At 57.1% G+C, this 17,013-nt stretch carries 16 protein-coding genes and 1 pseudogene; 6 read left to right on the top strand and 11 right to left on the bottom strand.

The annotated features are described in order from the left end of the window. Positions 1–32: 32 nt before the first annotated feature. The 7 genes and pseudogenes from SADFL11_RS08355 to SADFL11_RS08325 form a co-directional block, all read right to left on the bottom strand. A pseudogene (locus tag SADFL11_RS08355) lies at positions 33–2,067 on the bottom strand (ASKHA domain-containing protein). Positions 2,068–2,188: 121 nt separating this feature from the next. Continuing rightward, positions 2,189–3,145, bottom strand: coding sequence for a methyltetrahydrofolate cobalamin methyltransferase (locus tag SADFL11_RS08350; protein ID WP_008189177.1), 957 nt, complete (start codon positions 3,143–3,145; stop codon positions 2,189–2,191). Beyond that, positions 3,146–4,039, bottom strand: coding sequence for a methylenetetrahydrofolate reductase (locus SADFL11_RS08345; protein ID WP_040451816.1), 894 nt, complete (start codon positions 4,037–4,039; stop codon positions 3,146–3,148). Further along, positions 4,032–4,334, bottom strand: coding sequence for a virulence factor (locus SADFL11_RS08340; protein ID WP_040451817.1), 303 nt, complete (start codon positions 4,332–4,334; stop codon positions 4,032–4,034). The genes SADFL11_RS08345 and SADFL11_RS08340 overlap by 8 nt, the downstream gene beginning before the upstream one ends. A 103-nt stretch (positions 4,335–4,437) precedes the next feature. Next, the gene (locus SADFL11_RS08335) at positions 4,438–5,115 is read right to left on the bottom strand and encodes a DUF1638 domain-containing protein (RefSeq protein WP_008189173.1); all 678 of its coding nucleotides are present in this window, start codon (positions 5,113–5,115) and stop codon (positions 4,438–4,440) included. Between the two features lie 6 nt (positions 5,116–5,121). Continuing rightward, complete coding sequence (locus tag SADFL11_RS08330) at positions 5,122–5,826, bottom strand: corrinoid protein (RefSeq protein ID WP_008193275.1); 705 nt, start codon at positions 5,824–5,826, stop codon at positions 5,122–5,124. A 211-nt stretch (positions 5,827–6,037) separates the two neighbouring features. After that, positions 6,038–7,708, bottom strand: coding sequence for a formate--tetrahydrofolate ligase (locus tag SADFL11_RS08325; RefSeq protein ID WP_040451819.1), 1,671 nt, complete (start codon positions 7,706–7,708; stop codon positions 6,038–6,040). 201 nt (positions 7,709–7,909) lie between these two features. Here SADFL11_RS08325 and SADFL11_RS08320 point away from each other — a divergent pair, with 201 nt between their 5' ends. After that, positions 7,910–8,470, top strand: coding sequence for a helix-turn-helix domain-containing protein (locus SADFL11_RS08320; protein WP_008189720.1), 561 nt, complete (start codon positions 7,910–7,912; stop codon positions 8,468–8,470). Between the two features lie 115 nt (positions 8,471–8,585). Here the strand turns inward: SADFL11_RS08320 and SADFL11_RS08315 are convergent, their stop codons facing one another. Beyond that, entirely contained in the window at positions 8,586–8,864 is a 279-nt protein-coding gene (locus SADFL11_RS08315) for a hypothetical protein (RefSeq protein ID WP_081450644.1), read from the bottom strand. Between the two features lie 236 nt (positions 8,865–9,100). Between SADFL11_RS08315 and SADFL11_RS08310 the strand changes: the two genes are divergently transcribed. Together SADFL11_RS08310 and tdh are read left to right on the top strand one after the other, a co-directional pair. After that, positions 9,101–10,288 carry a glycine C-acetyltransferase gene (locus SADFL11_RS08310; RefSeq protein ID WP_008190767.1) on the top strand — a complete coding sequence of 396 codons (1,188 nt, stop codon included), beginning with the start codon at positions 9,101–9,103 and terminating at the stop codon, positions 10,286–10,288. Further along, positions 10,285–11,322, top strand: coding sequence for an L-threonine 3-dehydrogenase (gene tdh / locus SADFL11_RS08305; RefSeq protein ID WP_040451821.1), 1,038 nt, complete (start codon positions 10,285–10,287; stop codon positions 11,320–11,322). The genes SADFL11_RS08310 and tdh overlap by 4 nt, the downstream gene beginning before the upstream one ends. A 204-nt stretch (positions 11,323–11,526) precedes the next feature. Here the strand turns inward: tdh and SADFL11_RS08300 are convergent, their stop codons facing one another. Then, the gene (locus tag SADFL11_RS08300) at positions 11,527–11,730 is read right to left on the bottom strand and encodes a YgaP family membrane protein (RefSeq protein ID WP_040453271.1); all 204 of its coding nucleotides are present in this window, start codon (positions 11,728–11,730) and stop codon (positions 11,527–11,529) included. A gap of 126 nt (positions 11,731–11,856) precedes the next feature. After that, a complete protein-coding gene (locus SADFL11_RS08295) occupies positions 11,857–13,068 on the bottom strand; it encodes a winged helix-turn-helix domain-containing protein (protein WP_008193307.1) in 1,212 nt (403 codons plus the stop codon). A 156-nt stretch (positions 13,069–13,224) separates the two neighbouring features. On the opposite strand from SADFL11_RS08295, the gene SADFL11_RS08290 reads away from it, so the two are divergent. The 3 genes from SADFL11_RS08290 (at position 13,225) to SADFL11_RS08280 (ending at position 15,854) form a co-directional block, all read left to right on the top strand. After that, the gene (locus SADFL11_RS08290; protein ID WP_040451823.1) at positions 13,225–14,064 is read left to right on the top strand and encodes a substrate-binding periplasmic protein; all 840 of its coding nucleotides are present in this window, start codon (positions 13,225–13,227) and stop codon (positions 14,062–14,064) included. 29 nt (positions 14,065–14,093) lie between these two features. Beyond that, the gene (locus SADFL11_RS08285) at positions 14,094–14,849 is read left to right on the top strand and encodes a sulfite exporter TauE/SafE family protein (protein ID WP_008189961.1); all 756 of its coding nucleotides are present in this window, start codon (positions 14,094–14,096) and stop codon (positions 14,847–14,849) included. 231 nt (positions 14,850–15,080) lie between these two features. After that, positions 15,081–15,854, top strand: coding sequence for a substrate-binding periplasmic protein (locus SADFL11_RS08280; protein ID WP_008194320.1), 774 nt, complete (start codon positions 15,081–15,083; stop codon positions 15,852–15,854). A gap of 73 nt (positions 15,855–15,927) precedes the next feature. Here SADFL11_RS08280 and SADFL11_RS08275 read toward each other — a convergent pair whose 3' ends face one another. Then, on the bottom strand, positions 15,928–16,962 hold the full coding sequence (locus tag SADFL11_RS08275; RefSeq protein WP_040451824.1) for a GlxA family transcriptional regulator: 1,035 nt from the start codon (positions 16,960–16,962) through the stop codon (positions 15,928–15,930). Positions 16,963–17,013: the final 51 nt, after the last annotated feature.

Genomic DNA, 17,013 nt, shown 5'->3' with positions numbered 1-17,013 from the left:
GGTCATGGGCTATTTCACTGGGACAAAACAGACTAACCCCGTCGCCTCCGCCGCCTGCGGCCGTCGCCTGTGCCTTCCGCTTCAACCGGTGTCTTGGGTTCGGGCAATTCGACTGCGGCGCGCAGGTTAATGAATGGATCGACCTTGTTTGGCAGGGCCATGGCGTTGACGAAGTGCTCCTGGAACTTCGGCTCCAGAGCGGTCTCGATCTTCTCGATCTTGTGGACGGTTTCCTCAATCTCCCGGCGGTAGCCGCGATTGAGGAGTGCCATGCGCGCGCCCGTGCCTGCCGCGTTGCCGACGCCGGAAACACCGTCGAGCGCGCAATCCGGGATGAGGCCCAGGATCATGGCGTATTTGGGTTCAATGTAACTGCCAAAGGCGCCTGCGAAACGGATCCGGTCGATGTGATCAGTGCCAAGTTTGTCCTGAAGCAGTTTGATGCCGGCATAAAGCGCACCCTTGGCGAGTTGAATGGCGCGGATGTCGGTTTGCAGGATAGAGATCTCAATGCCGTCTTCGGCAATGACATAAGAGAACGTGCGGCCCTCAGACCGAACCCGGTGCGTTTTTGCCGCCATGGAGCCGTCGATCACGCCGTCTTCGGTGATGAGGCCGGCGAGATACATTTCCGCAACTGCCTCGATGATGCCGGAGCCGCAAATGCCGGTCACACCGACGCTGTCGATCTTCTCGGAAAAGCCCTCTTCATCCGACCATTCGTCGACGCCGATCACCTTGAAACGGGGCTCCAGCGTGTCCTTGTCGATGCGGATGCGCTCGATGGCTCCGGGTGCTGCCCGTTGGCCGGAGGAAATTTCCGCGCCCTCAAACGCCGGACCGGTCGGGGAGGAGGCGGCCAGAAGGCGGTTCTTGTTGCCAAGCACGATTTCGGCGTTGGTTCCGACATCGACGAGCAGCGTTGTCTCGTCCAGCGAATAGGGGCTTTCGGAGAGCGTAGCCGCGGCGGCATCCGCCCCAACATGGCCGGCGATACACGGAAGCATGTAGACCCGGGCGCCCGGGTTGAGATCAAGGTCAAGATCACGGGCGGTCAAAATCATGGCGTCGGACGCCGCCAGCGCAAACGGCGCGCCGCCGAGTTCTACCGGATCGATACCGAGAAAAAGATGATGCATGACCGGATTGCCGACAAAGGTGGCGTCCAGCACATCGGCGCGTTCTGCGCCGACATCGCCGACCAGCTTGCCGACAAGGGCATTGATCGCTTCGCGCACGGCCTTGACGAGATTCGGCAGTTTCGCCGGGTTCATCTGAACGTATGAGACCCGCGACATCAGGTCTTCACCGAAGCGGATCTGTGGGTTCGAGGTGCCGGCGGAGGAGACTGTGCGCCCGTTCTGAAGATTGCAGAGATGCGCGGCAATGGTGGTCGAGCCAATGTCAACGGCCAGGCCATAGACGGCCTGTTTTTCTCCCGGCCAGAGCGCCACCATTATTGGGACGCTCGAAATGTCAGTGTGGATGGCCGCGGTGACCGTCCAGTGTCCTTTTCGCAAGATGGTCTGAACCCTTGGTAGCAAGACAGGATCGGTCGCGAGCGTCTCAATGCCGGCCTCTTTGGCAAGGGCCTCGCGCAGGCGGTCAATGTCACCGCGCGGGGTTTCCATGTCCGGTTCATCGATGGAAACGGTCACCAGCGTAATCGCGCTGTCCGGCTCAATCGTTTTCGCCTCTGCCCGTTTGCGCACAACCTGCCGGTTGGTCTGGGCATCGGTTGGAATGTCGACCACGAGGTCGCCCAGGATTTTTGCCTGACAGGAGAGGCGACGGTCTTCGGGCAGATTTGCGCAGGTGGCGTAGCGGGTCTCCGCTTCTGTCGCACCTCCAAGTTGTCGCGGCGCTCGTCAGTTTTCCTTGGCGAAGGTGCTTTCGGACACGGAGATCTGCAAGCGCCCGCAAATGCCGCGCCCGCCGCAGACCGATTCCACATAAACACCAAGAGATCGCGCGGCATCAAGAAGCGGTGTTCCAACTTCAAACGTGCCACGCCGGCCACTTGGGCTGGAAAACGACTTTTGCGAGTTTCGCGCTGCTCTCTGACATGTCCTATTTAGGTCCAAGCGGTTTCGGGTTCAGTTTTTCTGTGATCTGGCGCGGTCATGGCAAGACCCGGGATCGGCAAGCCGCCCGGGTCTTGAACTGTTCGGCCGGGGCAGTCAGGCAATCAGCCAGCCCGCCGGGCAGCGCGGCCACCACGGCGGCGCCCGCCTGACGCTGCCCCTTCTGCCGGTGCGGCCGCAGCAGCGCCAGCGGCAGCTGCAGGCTTGTGGTCGCGGTAAGTCATGATCCATTCCTGACAGTTTGGATCGGTGCCGTTCAGAACGTTGGCGGCGCGAACCGCTTCCATTTCCTGCGGGCGGCACGGGTTCATGATCGCGGACGTCATGCCGGCGCCGATGACCATCGGAATGAAGCCGGCGTTGATGCCGTGGCGGTGCGGGAGGCCGAAGGAAATGTTGGAAAGGCCACAGGTGGTGTTCACCTTCAGCTCTTCACGGAGGCGGCGCAGCAGCGCAAACACCTGCTGCCCGGCCGTGCCCATGGCGCCGATCGGCATGACGAGCGGGTCGACAACGATGTCGTGCGCAGGAATTCCATAGTCCGCCGCACGCTCGACGATTTTCTTAGCAACTTCGAAGCGCACGTCCGGGTCTTCGGAGATACCGGTTTCATCGTTGGAGATCGCAACAACCGGCACGTCATATTTCTTGATGAGCGGCAGGATTGCTTCCAGCTTTTCCTCTTCACCGGTCACGGAATTGACCAGTGGACGGCCCTTAGTGACTTCCAAGCCCGCCTTGATCGCCTCGGTGACCGAAGAATCGATGGAGATCGGCAGATCGCTCAGTTCCTGAACGATTTCGAGTGTTTTGACCAGAAGCGGCGGCTCTGTCTCGTTCGGGTTCACCGCAGTCACACCGGCATTGACGTCTAGCATGGTGGCGCCAGCAGCGGCCTGGGCCAAAACGTCAGCTTTCACGGTCTCAAAATTGCCCTCAACCATTTCAGCAGCCAGCTTCTTGCGGCCGGTCGGGTTGATGCGCTCTCCAATCACGCAAAACGGCTGGTCAAAGCCGATCACGACTTCCTTGGTGGCGGAGGCGACAATTGTTCTGGTCATTTATGCGCTCTCGTTGGCGGTCAGAGATGTTGACGAAGTTTGAAAGGACCAGCTCCCGCGGCTGGTGAGCCACTCAGCTGTTTTGGCGACACCGCCGAATGGATAAACGTGGATTTGGGCGAGCTGGCTGTCCGGCTGGCTTGTGATGCGGGCTTCAAGCGGCTCGACCATGGTGTTCGGATCATAGCCTGCAAGCATGGAGACAACCGCGCCGCCGCGCTTTTTCAGGAAGTTCAGAGAGTTTTCGACGCCTGCGAAGGCCGCAAACTTCAAAAGCGTGGTCATCTTGGCCGGACCTGCAACGCCGATATGAACCGGGAACTGGTTGCCCCAGCCGCGGATCTCGTCGAGCCAGACACTGACCTGATGCGGGTCAAAACCGAACTGGGTGACGATCCGGAACTCCGCATCGCTTTCGGCGGCAAGCTCATGCTTGCGCATCAAGAACGATTTGATGACGTCCGGCTTGATGTCCGGTGCGCCTTCCGGGTGACCGGCAACGGCAATCTTTTGAATGCCCAGCGTGTCGAAAAGGCCCGTCTCGAGAAGGGCGACAGATGAGGTGAGGGGGCCAGCTTTGTCGGCTTCTCCGGCAATCGCCAGCACTTCCTTGACCCCGGCTTCCTGGGTCAGGCGGGTGATGCGGCGCTCGAAGTCCGCGGCGCTGGCATAACGGCGCGCGGCCATGTGCGGCACGGCGATCAGGCCCTTGTCGGTCAGGGTCTTGGCCGCAGCGACGATCGTGTCTTCCGGCGCATTGCCGAGATCGGTGACATAGACCTGGCTGCCGGCGGGAATTGTTGCCAGAAGCTCTGTCTTTTCGACCACCTGTTTGGGCGACATTTCGGTCGAGGCGGGCAGGCGGCCGTTTGCCAAAAGGCTGCTATCAGTCATTTTCCAGGCCTCCATTCGCCATCAAGTCCATCAGGCGTTGTTTCGGGTAATCGGCAACAAGCGCTTCAAGCGCGGTGTCAGCTTCCTGTTCCAGGTCGTCGGAAACATCGACAGGCTCTGCCCGGCGCCATTCAGCCATATAGGCATCGCTGTCTTTCGCGCCGACACGCATCGCGCAGGCATCGATCGTTTCCATGAAGACAGCGGGCAGCTCCCGGCGGGCGGATTTGCGGCCCTTTTTCACCAGGATCTGCGCCGGGATGTCCCGCCAGTAAACGATTGTCTTTTGCGCCATTTAACGTCTTCCTCTTTCGAGCATGATTGCCGGAAAGCTCTCAATCCAAGTCGCTTGATAGCGGCATTGCACGGTAAAAAACCGACCCGTGCAGTGCCGCATGTCAGCGCGAAGGCATCGCAGGTTCTTTCGTCAGGAACGGTGCCAGCGATCCATAGCCGGTGCGTTCAATTTCAAGTGGAAGCTGGAGACGTTCCGCCGCCCGTCTTGCGGCCTCGTCAAGGGCCGGGTCATCTGTTTGCGCCAGGTAAAGAACCCGTGTGTAGTGGGCAAAGTACATGTCGCGCAGATGAGGGTGCCAATCGAGGCCAAGGGGTTCGATCACCATTGTCTGAAAGTGCCGGGCGAGGAAGTCGGTCAGATAAAAGCTGCCAAGCTGGTCTTCCTCGAATTGGTCGAACGCCACAAGTCCGGCAAAAAACGCATAACAATGCGCGCCTTCGATCCGGCGGGTTCCGGTTTCGTCCAAAACCTTGTCCAGAAGACCGCCGGTGCCGCAATCGCCATAAGCAACCAGGATGTCGGAATAGATATCGCGGTTCTGAAGAATGACCCGCCGGACTTCGTCAGGGATCTTGTCCGGTGTGTTGTGCAGCTGTGCCGGCAGACAGGTCAGATCAATGTGATCAAGCTGATTGAGGTCGCGGATCGCGATGATCTCACGCGCCAATGCTCCGCAAGCAATAACAAGGACGCGGCCGATCTTGTCGTTCGCGTCCTCTTGTGTTCCGATCGGGAAAAGAGGCTCACCCGCCTGCATGTCGGGAGCCTCCTCGAACATATTCCGTCAGCCCCGGTTGGAGAGCTGGTTGTGCCGCCGGGCAATCAGATCTTTCGCCATCTCAACAGCAACGGCTGCATCACGGCAGTAGCCATCTGCACCAACGGCTTGTCCGAACTCTTCGTTGAGCGGCGCGCCGCCCACGAGCACGATATAGTCGTCCCGCAGACCTTTTTCCTTCATCTCGTCGATGACGACCTTCATGTAAGGCATGGTGGTGGTCAAAAGAGCGGACATGCCGAGAATGTCGGGCTGGTGTTCTTCCAAAGCCGCCAGATAGTTTTCGACCGGGTTGTTGATGCCGATGTCGATCACTTCAAAGCCGGCCCCCTCCATCATCATGGAGACAAGGTTCTTGCCGATGTCGTGAATATCGCCCTTGACGGTGCCGATAACCATCTTGCCGACTTTGGGGGCTCCCGTTTCCGCGAGCAGCGGACGCAGGATGCTCATGCCGGATTTCATGGCGTTTGCGGACAAGAGCACTTCCGGCACGAACAAGATGCCATCGCGGAAGTCGACGCCGACGATCCGCATACCTTCAACGAGCGCCTTGGTCAGGATGTCGTATGGTGCCCAGCCGCGTTCCAAAAGGATGTTCACCGCATCCAGGATTTCTTCCTGCAGACCATCATAAAGATCATCATGCATCTGCTCGACGAGTTCATCGTCAGACAGGGCCGACAGGTCGATGTCGTCTTCGTCAGACATTGGGCAGCTCCAAAAAGGCTATCGTGGCCGGTAAACGTTGAAAAACCTTATGCCTTAAGGGGAATTGCCCGATATCATCAATGCGACACGGCAAGTCGCTTTCGCGACAGCGGGCGTTTGATCGTTCGAAACGGTGCACTGCCCGGACTTGAAAAGAAAAAGGCGGATCCATTCGGACCCGCCTCAAGTTTTCTGTTCTGGTCCGGACAGATCAGAACAGACCCTCGATCAAGCCTTCGTCGTTCAGCTTGATATGATTTGCGGACGGCACGCGCGGCAGACCCGGCATGGTCATGATTTCCCCGCAGATCGCAACGATGAAGCCGGCGCCGGCTGAGAGGCGGACTTCGCGGATCGGCACACCATGGCCGGTTGGCGCGCCGCGCAGGTTCGGATCGGTGGAGAAGGAATACTGGGTCTTGGCCATGCAGACCGGCAGATTGCCGAAGCCGTCTGCCTCCCAGCGGCGCAGTTGATCCCGGATTGACTTGTCGGCCAGGACCTCGTCGGCGCGGTAGATGCGCTTGGCAATCGTCTCGATCTTTTCAAAGAGCGGCATGTCGTCTTCGTAGAGCGGGGCGAACTGAGCTGCACCGCTTTCGGCAAGCGCCGCGACTTTTTCGGCAAGTTCCGCTGTGCCTTCCGAGCCTTTGGCCCAGTGGGACGCCAGAACGGCATCAACACCAAGATCCGCGCAGAAGTTTTTGATCTCCTGAACCTCTGCGTCCGTGTCCGCGGTGAAGTGGTTGATCGCGACGACGGCCGGGACGCCAAACTGCTTGATGTTTTCGATGTGACGTCCGAGGTTGGCGCATCCCTTTTGGACGGCCTCGATGTTTTCCGCGCCAAGGTCTTCCTTGGCGACACCGCCATTCATCTTCAGCGCACGCACGGTCGCGACAATCACCACCGCATCCGGCGAAAGACCAGCCTTGCGGCATTTGATATCAAAGAATTTCTCGGCGCCAAGGTCCGCGCCGAAACCGGCTTCGGTCACGACATAGTCGGCAAGTTTCAGTGCCGTCTGGGTCGCCATGACGGAATTACAGCCATGGGCGATGTTGGCAAATGGGCCGCCGTGAATGAAGGCTGGATTGTTTTCCAGGGTCTGAACGAGGTTCGGTTGGATGGCTTCTTTCAGGAGCACGGTCATCGCGCCGTCGGCTTCCAGTTCGCGCGCGGTGATCGCGGTGCGGTCGCGGCGGTAGGCAACGATGATGTCGCCCAGGCGTTTCTGAAGATCTTCAAGGTCGGTCGCCAGGCAGAGAATCGCCATGATTTCGGAGGCAACGGTGATGTCGAAACCGCCTTCACGCGGGAAGCCGTTGGCAACACCGCCGAGTGAACAGACGATCTCGCGGAGCGCCCGGTCGTTCATGTCCAGCACACGGCGCCAAACCACCCGCCGCTGGTCAATGCCGAGTTCATTGCCCCAGTAGATGTGGTTTTCGATAAGGGCGGCCAGAAGGTTGTGCGCGGACGTGATCGCATGGAAATCGCCGGTGAAGTGGAGGTTGATGTCCTCCATCGGCACCACTTGCGCATAGCCACCGCCGGCTGCACCACCCTTCATGCCGAAGCAGGGACCGAGGGACGGCTCGCGCAGGCAGATCATGGCGTTCTTGCCGATCCGGTTGAGACCATCTCCGAGACCCACGGTTGTCGTGGTCTTGCCTTCGCCGGCTGGTGTCGGGTTGATTGCAGTGACCAGGATCAGCTTGCCGTTTTTCTTGCCGTTCAGCCCGTCGATGAAGTCTGCGGAGATCTTCGCCTTCGTGCGGCCATAAGGCAGCAACGCTTCTTCCGGAATGTTCAACCTGTCACCAATCTCCTGGATCGGCTTCATTTTGCCTGCGCGTGCAATCTCGATATCACTGGCCATGCTGTTTCCTCGACATGTTTTGTTTCCCGGAAAAAGCCGGGCGTTGTCTTTGCCGCACGCTAGAAGAGAGGGCGGTGCAACAGATGTTCTGAATGCGACCTACTAAGTTTGGGATGCGACGATGGCGTTTCCGCTTCGATAATTGCGGAATGGCACTGGTTCAGAATTGCATTTTCTAGCCAAGCGGATTTTAATTCCGCCATGACAGATTCAGATATTCTTTCCCGTTTGCCGGAGCGGTTGAAAAAAGCCCGCCGGGCCCAAGGCTTGTCGCTTGAGGCGGTTGAAAAGCTCTCCGGAGTGTCGCGGTCGATGGTCAGTCAGATCGAACGCGGCGAATCCAATCCCACGGTTGCGACGCTGCTCAACTTGACACGGGCGCTGAATGTCGACTTTGCCGGCCTGCTCGGAGAAGAGGCCGTTGAGGATCGGGTGGAAATTGTGAAGGTGAGCCAGACCCCGGCGCTCGATCGGGCAGGAGATGGCTGCAAGATCCGGATCTTGTCCGCGCCTCAGGACGCGGGCCGGTTCGAGGTCTATGAACTCTTTTTTAAAGATGGGGGCAAACTGGAGAGCAAACCCCATGAGCGGGGAACCCGGGAGCAATTGATCGCCGAAGAGGGAACGTTGAAGGTCATGTCCGGCGTTGCAACGGGGATGATTGAAAAGGGCGATACCGCGCGTTACGCGGCAGATGTGGCGCACACGATCGAAGCGGTCAACGGGCCAGCCCGGGCTATTTTGATGGTGGTTCGTTTCTAGAGTGCCTATCCAGCGGCTGCAGCTTCTCAGTCGGTTTTGAGGCGCTGTCGAAAACTGAGAATGTGTGGCCCCTGAACAGGGGATGGATCAGGGCGCCACGAAGTCCCGGGAGGCGTCAGGTTGTTCCCGGGACAAAAAACGAAAAGCCGGCATCCTTTGGGTTGCCGTTTGCGTCTTGAATGTTCACCTGGCAGGTGTTTTCCGCAAAGATATTTAGGCCAACAGTGAGGCCATCGCCCCACACTGTGGCCTGTGCCCCGGTCACAGCTGAAAAATCGCTGTCATAGTTCACCATGTAAGAGCCTGTGCCGGTGTGGTCGCAGCTGGCCACGTGTTGAGACGAAGTCAGGTTTCCGTCACTGCCGACAAGGGCCGATGCAAATGAAGCTGTCATATTTGCCTCCCGGTTGTATTCAATGGGTATGCGGCTCATGGAGCCGAGTGTGCAGTTTAAGAATATCAACCAAAAGTAGATTCGTAAGTCTGATATAACCCGCAGGGTTGAGTCATTGTCGGGCTGCCTATTGCATCCGTGAAACTGTTGCCGTCTCCGTGATAATGGAAATTGCACTTTCGCCAGACGTGAAAATCCGCTATTATGGATGAAATTCCAAATTATCGGAGGTTGCCGTGTCGCAGGCGTTCTTGGAAAACATTTCCGCCACCTTGAAAAAAATCGAGGCAGAAGGGCTCTACAAGCGCGAGCGGTTGATCACATCACCTCAAGGCGGACATATCGCTGTTGGTGGGCGCGATGTCATCAATCTGTGTGCCAACAACTATCTGGGGCTGGCCGATCACCCGGCCCTGATCGAAGCGGCCAAAAAAGCCATGGATCCAAAAGGGTTCGGCATGGCCTCGGTGCGGTTCATTTGCGGCACGCAGGACATTCACCGCGAGCTGGAGCAGCGCCTGGCAAGGTTTTTGGCTAAAGACGACGCCATTCTTTTCGCGGCCTGTTTTGACGCGAACGGCGGTTTGTTTGAGCCGCTCCTCGGTCCGGAAGACGCGATTATATCGGACGCGCTCAATCACGCTTCGATCATTGACGGCATCCGGCTTTGCAAGGCCAAGCGCTACCGTTACCAGAATTCCGATATGACGGATCTGGAGGCAAAGCTCCGGGAAGCCCGCGAGGCTGGTGCCCGTCACATCATGATCGCGACCGATGGCGTCTTTTCCATGGATGGATATCTCGCCAAGCTGCCTGAGATCACCGCGCTCGCCAAGCAATACGAGGCGATCGTGATGGTCGATGACTGCCACGCCACAGGCTTCATGGGACCGAAAGGCGAGGGCACGCCGGCACATTTCGGCGTGGATGTCGATATCCTGACCGGAACGCTCGGCAAGGCGCTGGGCGGCGGCATCGGCGGCTATATCGCCGGACCGCAGCCGGTCATTGATCTGTTGCGCCAGCGGGCAAGGCCTTATCTTTTTTCAAACAGTCTGCCGCCGTCCATTGTCATGAGCGGCCTTGAGGCCATCCGGCTGGTGGAAGAGGGGCATGAGCTCCGGAAAAGCCTTTTTGACAACGCGCGCTACTGGCGGGCGGGACTGGAGGCTCTGGGCTTTACGCTGTTGCCCGGTGAGCACCCGATCATTCCTGTCATGCTCGGAGAGGCCAAACTGGCACAGGCCATGGCGGCAAGCCTGTTTGAGGAAGGGGTTTACGTCTCCGGTTTCTTCTTCCCTGTTGTCCCGCGCGGCCAGGCGCGCATCCGCACTCAGATGAATGCGGCGCTGACACGTGCAGATCTCGACCGGGCGCTCGACGCTTTTGCGAAAGCCGGCAAGACCACAGGAGTGTTGTCATGAGCAATCAGATGAAGGCATTGGAAAAATCTGAGCCGCGGGAGGGGCTCTGGATGACGCGTGCTCCAGTGCCGGAAATTGGGCCCGACGACGTCCTGATCAAGATAAACAAAACCGGTATATGCGGCACTGACATCCACATCTGGAACTGGGACGATTGGGCTTCAAAAACGGTGCCGGTTCCAATGATTACCGGCCACGAATTTGCAGGTGAGATCGTCGAAATTGGCCGCAACGTCGACGATCTTGAAGTCGGGCAGCGTTGTTCCGGGGAGGGGCACCTGATCGGCAAACATTCCCGACAATCCCGGTCAGGCAAGTTTCATCTGGACCCAGAGACACGGGGCATCGGGGTCAACGAGCAAGGCGCATTTGCTGAATACTTGCGGCTGCCGGCGTTCAATGTGGTGCCGCTGCCAGATGAGATCGACGACGAGATCGGCGCCATTCTCGACCCTCTCGGCAATGCGGTCCACACGGCCTTGAGTTTTGATCTGGTTGGCGAAGACGTGCTGATCACCGGCGCAGGACCGATTGGCATCATGGCAGCTGCCGTCGCGCGCCATGTCGGCGCCCGCAATGTGGTGATCACCGACGTCAACCAGGCCCGCCTTGATCTTGCAACGCGCGTTGTAGATGTCGTACCCGTAAATGTCGCGCGCGAAGATCTCAAGGGCATCGAGAAGAAGCTCGGCATGAAGGAAGGTTTCGACGTTGGGCTGGAGATGTCCGGCAATCAAATCGCGCTCGACCAAATGGTCGAAAACCTCGTTATGGGCGGGCGGATCGCGCTGCTTGGTATTCCGCCGGGCAAGTCACCGGTCGACTGGTCGCGGATTGTGTTCAAGGCGATCACGATCAAGGGCGTCTACGGCCGAGAGATCTTCGAAACCTGGTATAAGATGATTGCGATGCTGCAGAACGGCCTCGATGTGCGCAACGTCATCACGCACCGGTTTGGTGTCGATGACTTTGAAAAAGGCTTTGCGGCGATGAAATCCGGCGAGGCGGGCAAGGTGGTTCTTAGCTGGCAATGATTGGAAGCTAATCGGCGTTGGCCCGCCGATGTACACAGACCGAGGCCCATGATTGGAAGTCGGCATGCCGCGGCCGGTCGACTTGGATACGTGTTTTTGAAGAACAAAGACCGGATTGCCCAAGTGTGGGCTCGGGCAATCCGGTGAGGCCAGGTCTGCCCGGTGGGCTACGGGCAGCTTGGCAATCAAAATTGCACGTGAGTGTCAGGAAAAACCGGGGCGTTGCGGCAGACCGAGTTTCTTCAAGGTCATGACCACCGGACAAAAGCCGGTGAAAGAGGCCTGCATCAAATGCACACCGAGAATGCCGGTCACCCAAAGCCAATTGATGTTCACGTAAACAGCCAGCAGCACAGTCGCCAGGACGAGCGCACCAACCACCAGAAGAATTCCTCGTTCGACTGTCATGATCTTCTCCATTAATTGGATAATTCGAACATTCGAAATAATGAGATTAAAAACATCCTGGCACCAGCCAAAATTGTGCGGCAAAGCGTCATGCGGCTTTGGTCGCAGGAAGTTCAACCGAGCGCTTTAAGGAACTCGCAGCCAGTCTGGCTCAAAGCTAACAGATCCGCAGTCCGCGAACCTTGCAATCCGATCGATTTCGCTTTCCAGTTTTCCAACCCGGCCCTTACCCATCCGGGTCTTTACCTCCGGCCAAAACGCTCTGACATGCAGTCGGTCATCGGCGCGGTAGGCCTTCATATCAATCCGGCCAATCAAGCTGTTTCCCTCCAGAACGGGGAAGACGTAATAGCCGTATTGCCGCTTCGGTTCGGGAACGAAGACTTCGATCCGGTAATGAAAGCCGAACAAGCGTTCTGCGCGCTTGCGGTCCCGCAAGGCCGGATCAAAAGGCGAGAGAATACGCACCCTTGGGGGCAGAGGTGACAGTTTGTCCAGTGTTGCCAGCGTTTCCGGCATTAGGAAGCTTTTTCGAAGGGAGCCGTCGGCGCCTTCGGTGAGGGTCTCAATGATTTCGCCGCTTGCAAGCTTCGCTTCGCACCACGTTTTTGCCTCTGCCGGCGTGATCAGATCCCAGAACGCGGCAATTTCACCGGATGTTGCAAATCCCAGCCGGTCCAGGGCCGACCGAGCTGCCCAGTCGATTGTCTCTTCCAAGTCGAAACGCTGTGCCAAATGCGCTTGCGGAATGACACGTTCGGTCAGGTCGTAGATTTTCTGAAATCCGCGCCGGTGGCAGACAGACAGCTCACCCGTCCGCCACAAAAACTCGAGTGCTGTTTTCGATGGATGCCAGTTCCACCAGCCGCCTTTGCTGCGCGCCTCATCTTCCCCCACCGTCGAAGAAGAAACAGGTCCGTGGTCAGAAACCTGTTTCAGGACCTCGTTGAACTTTTCTTCAAAACCGTTTTGCCGCCAGTTGCGCCAGCGCCCGATCAGCTTTGCCCGATCACGATCAAAGCGCAGCCGCCAATGGGGAAAAGAGGACGTTGGTATTACCGAGGCATCATGGGTCCAGTGTTCGAAGAGATGACGGTCTTTCTCTAGCAGCCGTTTGAGATGCGTTTCCTTGTAGCCCGGAAGCCGGGAGGAAAGGATCATGTGATGGGCGCGGGAAACCGTGTTGATGCTGTCAACTTGTACAAAGCCAAGGGCGGAAATTGTTTCGTTTACTCTGTCGGTGGTTGCACGGCCTGAAAGGGCCGCAAGACCATGGCGATCCAGAAAAAGGCGGCGTGCGGTTGTATTGTCAATAATCGGGGTGGCTGCACTCATCATGACATTATCTAACACTCCAAACATCGGTAATAAAACCCGTTTTCAGCTCACTTGGCTAAGAGGGTTTTGCCAGCCCTTGGCAATTTTACTTGACCTATCGTAAGCTGTGTGGGCACTGTTCGTGTTATTGGTGTGGCTGGGGAGTATGCAATTAAAATGGGGCAAAGTATAAAACCACGCAGGCGCGGGGAGCTTTTCGCATTTCTTGTTGTGTTTAGTGGAGTTCTGTTCGCTGGCGGCCCTGCATATTCAAGTTGCGACGTTCTGAAGGTGAATGGCGCCAATGAATGGCGGCCCTTTTCCTGGAGAACACCTGAGCTTGGTGAAATGAAGGGCATTTTCCCGGCGATAATACATCACGTCTCCAAGACGGTGCCTGTCAGGAGTGAATATGGGCCGGACCTGCCGTGGAACCGGCTGTTTGCGCTCTTGGAACACGGCAGCATTGATGTTCTTGCGGGCGCCTATCTATCAGCAGAGCGTCAAACCAAGTTTGAACTCAGCCATCCGGTTCAAGAAGATGAGGTGACCGTTTTTATACGGGCAGGGATGAAAGCGAAGCCTGACGGTCTGGATGGCCTCATTGGATTGCGCGGACGCGCGCCTTACGGCGTCCACCTCGGCGAAGACAATAACAAATTCGCTGCCGACAACCTTGTCATCGATAGCCAGTCGCTTGATGATATTGCCGGTGATCTGGAAATGCTGACGGATGGCAGGTTCGATTACATCTTGATGTCCCGCAGTTACGGAAAAAAGGCGGTATCCACGTTTGGGTTCGACGGCCAGATTGAAGATGTGCCCTGGACAGCTGCGCGCCGGTCGGTGCATTTCATCTTTTCAAAGGAGTCGCCCTGTGTGACTCTTCTTCCGGAATTCAACGCGGTGATTGATGAACAGCTGCAAGCCGGTTTCTTGGACGAGTTTCAAACCGGATTTGACACCGCTGGCGGCTTTAAGAACACCGCCCCCTCCGCGGACACAGTAGCAGAATGACAATCCGAACCAGGCCGGGCCGTCTTTAGATGAACAGCCCTGAGCTCTATCTGATCGCAACAGCCGTTTTTGTTCTGGCGGGTGTGGTCAAGGGGACCGTCGGCATGGGCCTGCCGGCAATCAGCCTCGGTTTGATGACTGTGTTCGTCGGGGTTGAAGCGGCCATTGTCCTGATCCTTTGGCCCACTTTCCTGACCAACCTCTGGCAAGCGGTTTACGGGGGGCACCTGAAGGCACTTGCCAAACGGCTATGGCCGTTTCTCGCTGCTGCCTCTGCAACGCTGATACTTGGAACGTTCATTCTGACGACGGCTCCAAAAGGCGTGCCGGATTTGGTCCTGGGTGCCTTGATGATTGCTTATGCAGTGCCGATGCTCGCAGGTCTTCGATTGCACATCCCATCGGAATGGGAACGGCCCATCGGTGTGGTACTTGGGGCGTTGAACGGGATTTTTTCAGGGTTGACGGGGGCTTATACAGTCCCGGGAGTGATGTACCTTCAGGCCTTGGGCCTTGATCGGGACGAATTGGTACAGGCCATGGGGCTGTTGTTCTTGTCTGCAACGGTCATGCTGGCGTTGGCGCTGGGCGGCTTTGGTCTTCTCGAATTTGAGGGGGCAGTCCAGTCTCTGCTCCTGACGGTTCCAGCCCTTGCCGGTGTTTTTATGGGCCAGCGCTTGCGGGGGCGCTTGTCAGACGCCGGGTTCCGCCGTGCATTCCTTGGTGCACTTCTATGCCTTGGGGTCTATCTGGTGCCTTTGGGCCTCTGGCGCGTAATGGGTTGAACTCCCTGTTTCAGCGTTAATGCAACCCGCTTGTTTTCAGAAGTTGTGTTTTGTGTATTTTAGGAATGGATGCGCAGATTGTTGGGCAAGCCATGTATTTGTCTGGCGCTCAGGTTTAATAAAGGTCGGTAGGATTGAGGAACGGTATGTATGGTCCAATACCCAGGATACATGTGCCCAAAACGTAATACCCGTTGGAGGCGTTGGACCTGGATTTTTCGCTTGCCGGGTGTGCTGCTGACGGCATTTTTGATGCTTGCTGGTGGACAGGGAACCGCTCAAGCCGCGGAACGCTGCGATACAATCCGGGTGAATGGGACAGTGGATTGGTATCCGGTGATGAGGCGGTCAACCAATACGGGGTTGGCATCCGGGGTCCTGCCGAAAACGGTGGTCGAAATTGCGCGGCGCATCGGCATTGATGTCGATTTCAGACCCATAACACCTTTCAAGCGCCAGCTTGTTCAATTGGAAAACGGCAGTCTTGATGCTGTTCTAGGCGCATATTGGACAAAAGAGCGTGCAGAGAAATTTCAGTACTCTTCCAGAGTGCTGGATGACGAAGTGGCCATATTTGTTTTGAAAGGCAAGGAATTCCCCCTGTCGAAATGGGCAGATCTTGAAGGCCGGTTGGGAATCAGGCCTTTTGGTGGCTCCTATGGTGAAGACTTCGATGAATATGCGCGCGAGAAACTGACGATGCAGGAAATCGCTCCTGTCCCTACAGAATTCAGACGCGATATGCTCGGGATGTTGCTGAATGAAAACGCGGATTATGCAGTCCTCGGCCGTTTTCACGGTTTGAAAATCATTGAGGAAGCCGACGGGGCGGATCAGTTAATCGACCTGAATTGGCCTGTGGTCTCCAATGGAGTGCATATTCTATTTTCCAAGACGTCGACTTGCGCGCATCTTTTTGATCGCTTCGAAGAACAGCTCAGGAAGCTTCGGGCCGAAGGATGGATAGAGACTGTCCTGTCAGACTATCGACGACCAGGACAATAAAGACCATACCTCTGGTTTTGAATAAAAACGCCGCCCCGGTCGGAGCGGCGTTTGCAGATCAGAATGGCCGTATTTACTTCGCGACAAGGCGCATGGGGGTCGCCGTGCCAACATTCGATGTTGGTTTGGTGTTGGCCCATTGATAGGACTGGCGTTCTTCTGTCGGGGTGCACAAGAAGCGTTCCCGGTAGCACTTTGTGAAGTGAGACGTGGAGGCAAAGCCGCAAGCAAGCGCAACGTCCAGAACCGGACGGCTCGTGCGCCGCAACAAATCGCGTGCAGTCTCAAGACGCAAACGCAAATAGTACTGGCCTGGCGTGCAGTTGAAGTGCCGGCGGAACAACCGCTCCAGCTGACGAGGAGACAAGTTCACCGTCATTGCGAGCTGCTGGCAGCTGAGCGGGTCTTCAATATGCAGATCCATAATCCGGATAGCGTCGAGGATCTTGGCATTTGAAATCCCAGTCCGGGCTTCAATGTCGTGACGCTGGGCGGATTCGCCGGACCGCATGTTCTGATAGAGCGCAACCTCGGCCACTTCGTGCGCAAGGTAGGCACCATGCTGAATGGCAATCAAGCGCAGGATCATGTCCAGTGACGCCATGCCGCCTGCGCAGGTAATGCAGTTTCGATCAATCGAGAAAATATCTGAGGTCACTTCGACGTCCGGGAATTCTTCGCGCAAGGAGCGGAGGTTCTCCCAGTGGATCGTGCAGCGGCGGCCATCGAGAAGATTGTAACGCGCCAGCAAATACGCGCCGGTGCAGATGGCGCCGAACGTCCGGCCGAGGGCATTGAGACGCCGCAGCTTGTTGCCGAGTTCCGGATCAAGAGGCAAGCGCTCGACATCGACGCCAGTACACAAAAGTGTAATGTCTGCATCGCCAAGGTCGCGAATAGATTTTTTTACGGAAACTTCGCATCCATTGCTCGCAACGACTGGATTCCCGTCAAGGGAATAAGTTTCCCAAACGTAATAGTCCCTGCCGAGCATCCGGTTTGCTATTCGTAGTGGTTCGATGACACTCGCGAATGCATTCATGGAGAAACGGTCCATGATCACGAATGCTATTTTTTGACAGCTGTCGTCGTGCGCGCGTCCGGACATTTACTTTGCCTCATTGGAAGGTATTATTGAAGCTTATCTTTTGATTGCAGT

Source organism: Roseibium alexandrii DFL-11, assembly GCF_000158095.2.
GTDB classification, from domain to species: Bacteria; Pseudomonadota; Alphaproteobacteria; order Rhizobiales; family Stappiaceae; genus Roseibium; species Roseibium alexandrii.
Note: the sequence above shows the minus strand (reverse complement) of the source record. Positions and strands in the feature narration are given on the sequence as shown.

Excerpts from the sequence above, each read along its gene's own strand:
- SADFL11_RS08350 (WP_008189177.1), bottom strand. The coding sequence starts at position 3,145 with ATGACCAGAACAATTGTCGCCTCCGCCACCAAGGAAGTCGTGATCGGC.
- SADFL11_RS08300 (WP_040453271.1), bottom strand. The coding sequence starts at position 11,730 with ATGACAGTCGAACGAGGAATTCTTCTGGTGGTTGGTGCGCTCGTCCTG.
- SADFL11_RS08330 (WP_008193275.1), bottom strand. The coding sequence starts at position 5,826 with ATGTCTGACGAAGACGACATCGACCTGTCGGCCCTGTCTGACGATGAA.
- SADFL11_RS08290 (WP_040451823.1), top strand. The coding sequence starts at position 13,225 with ATGGGGCAAAGTATAAAACCACGCAGGCGCGGGGAGCTTTTCGCATTT.
- SADFL11_RS08325 (WP_040451819.1), bottom strand. The coding sequence starts at position 7,708 with ATGGCCAGTGATATCGAGATTGCACGCGCAGGCAAAATGAAGCCGATC.
- SADFL11_RS08295 (WP_008193307.1), bottom strand. The coding sequence starts at position 13,068 with ATGATGAGTGCAGCCACCCCGATTATTGACAATACAACCGCACGCCGC.
- SADFL11_RS08340 (WP_040451817.1), bottom strand. The coding sequence starts at position 4,334 with ATGGCGCAAAAGACAATCGTTTACTGGCGGGACATCCCGGCGCAGATC.
- SADFL11_RS08275 (WP_040451824.1), bottom strand. The coding sequence starts at position 16,962 with ATGTCCGGACGCGCGCACGACGACAGCTGTCAAAAAATAGCATTCGTG.
- SADFL11_RS08285 (WP_008189961.1), top strand. The coding sequence starts at position 14,094 with ATGAACAGCCCTGAGCTCTATCTGATCGCAACAGCCGTTTTTGTTCTG.
- SADFL11_RS08320 (WP_008189720.1), top strand. The coding sequence starts at position 7,910 with ATGACAGATTCAGATATTCTTTCCCGTTTGCCGGAGCGGTTGAAAAAA.
- SADFL11_RS08345 (WP_040451816.1), bottom strand. The coding sequence starts at position 4,039 with ATGACTGATAGCAGCCTTTTGGCAAACGGCCGCCTGCCCGCCTCGACC.
- tdh (WP_040451821.1), top strand. The coding sequence starts at position 10,285 with ATGAGCAATCAGATGAAGGCATTGGAAAAATCTGAGCCGCGGGAGGGG.
- SADFL11_RS08335 (WP_008189173.1), bottom strand. The coding sequence starts at position 5,115 with ATGTTCGAGGAGGCTCCCGACATGCAGGCGGGTGAGCCTCTTTTCCCG.
- SADFL11_RS08315 (WP_081450644.1), bottom strand. The coding sequence starts at position 8,864 with ATGACAGCTTCATTTGCATCGGCCCTTGTCGGCAGTGACGGAAACCTG.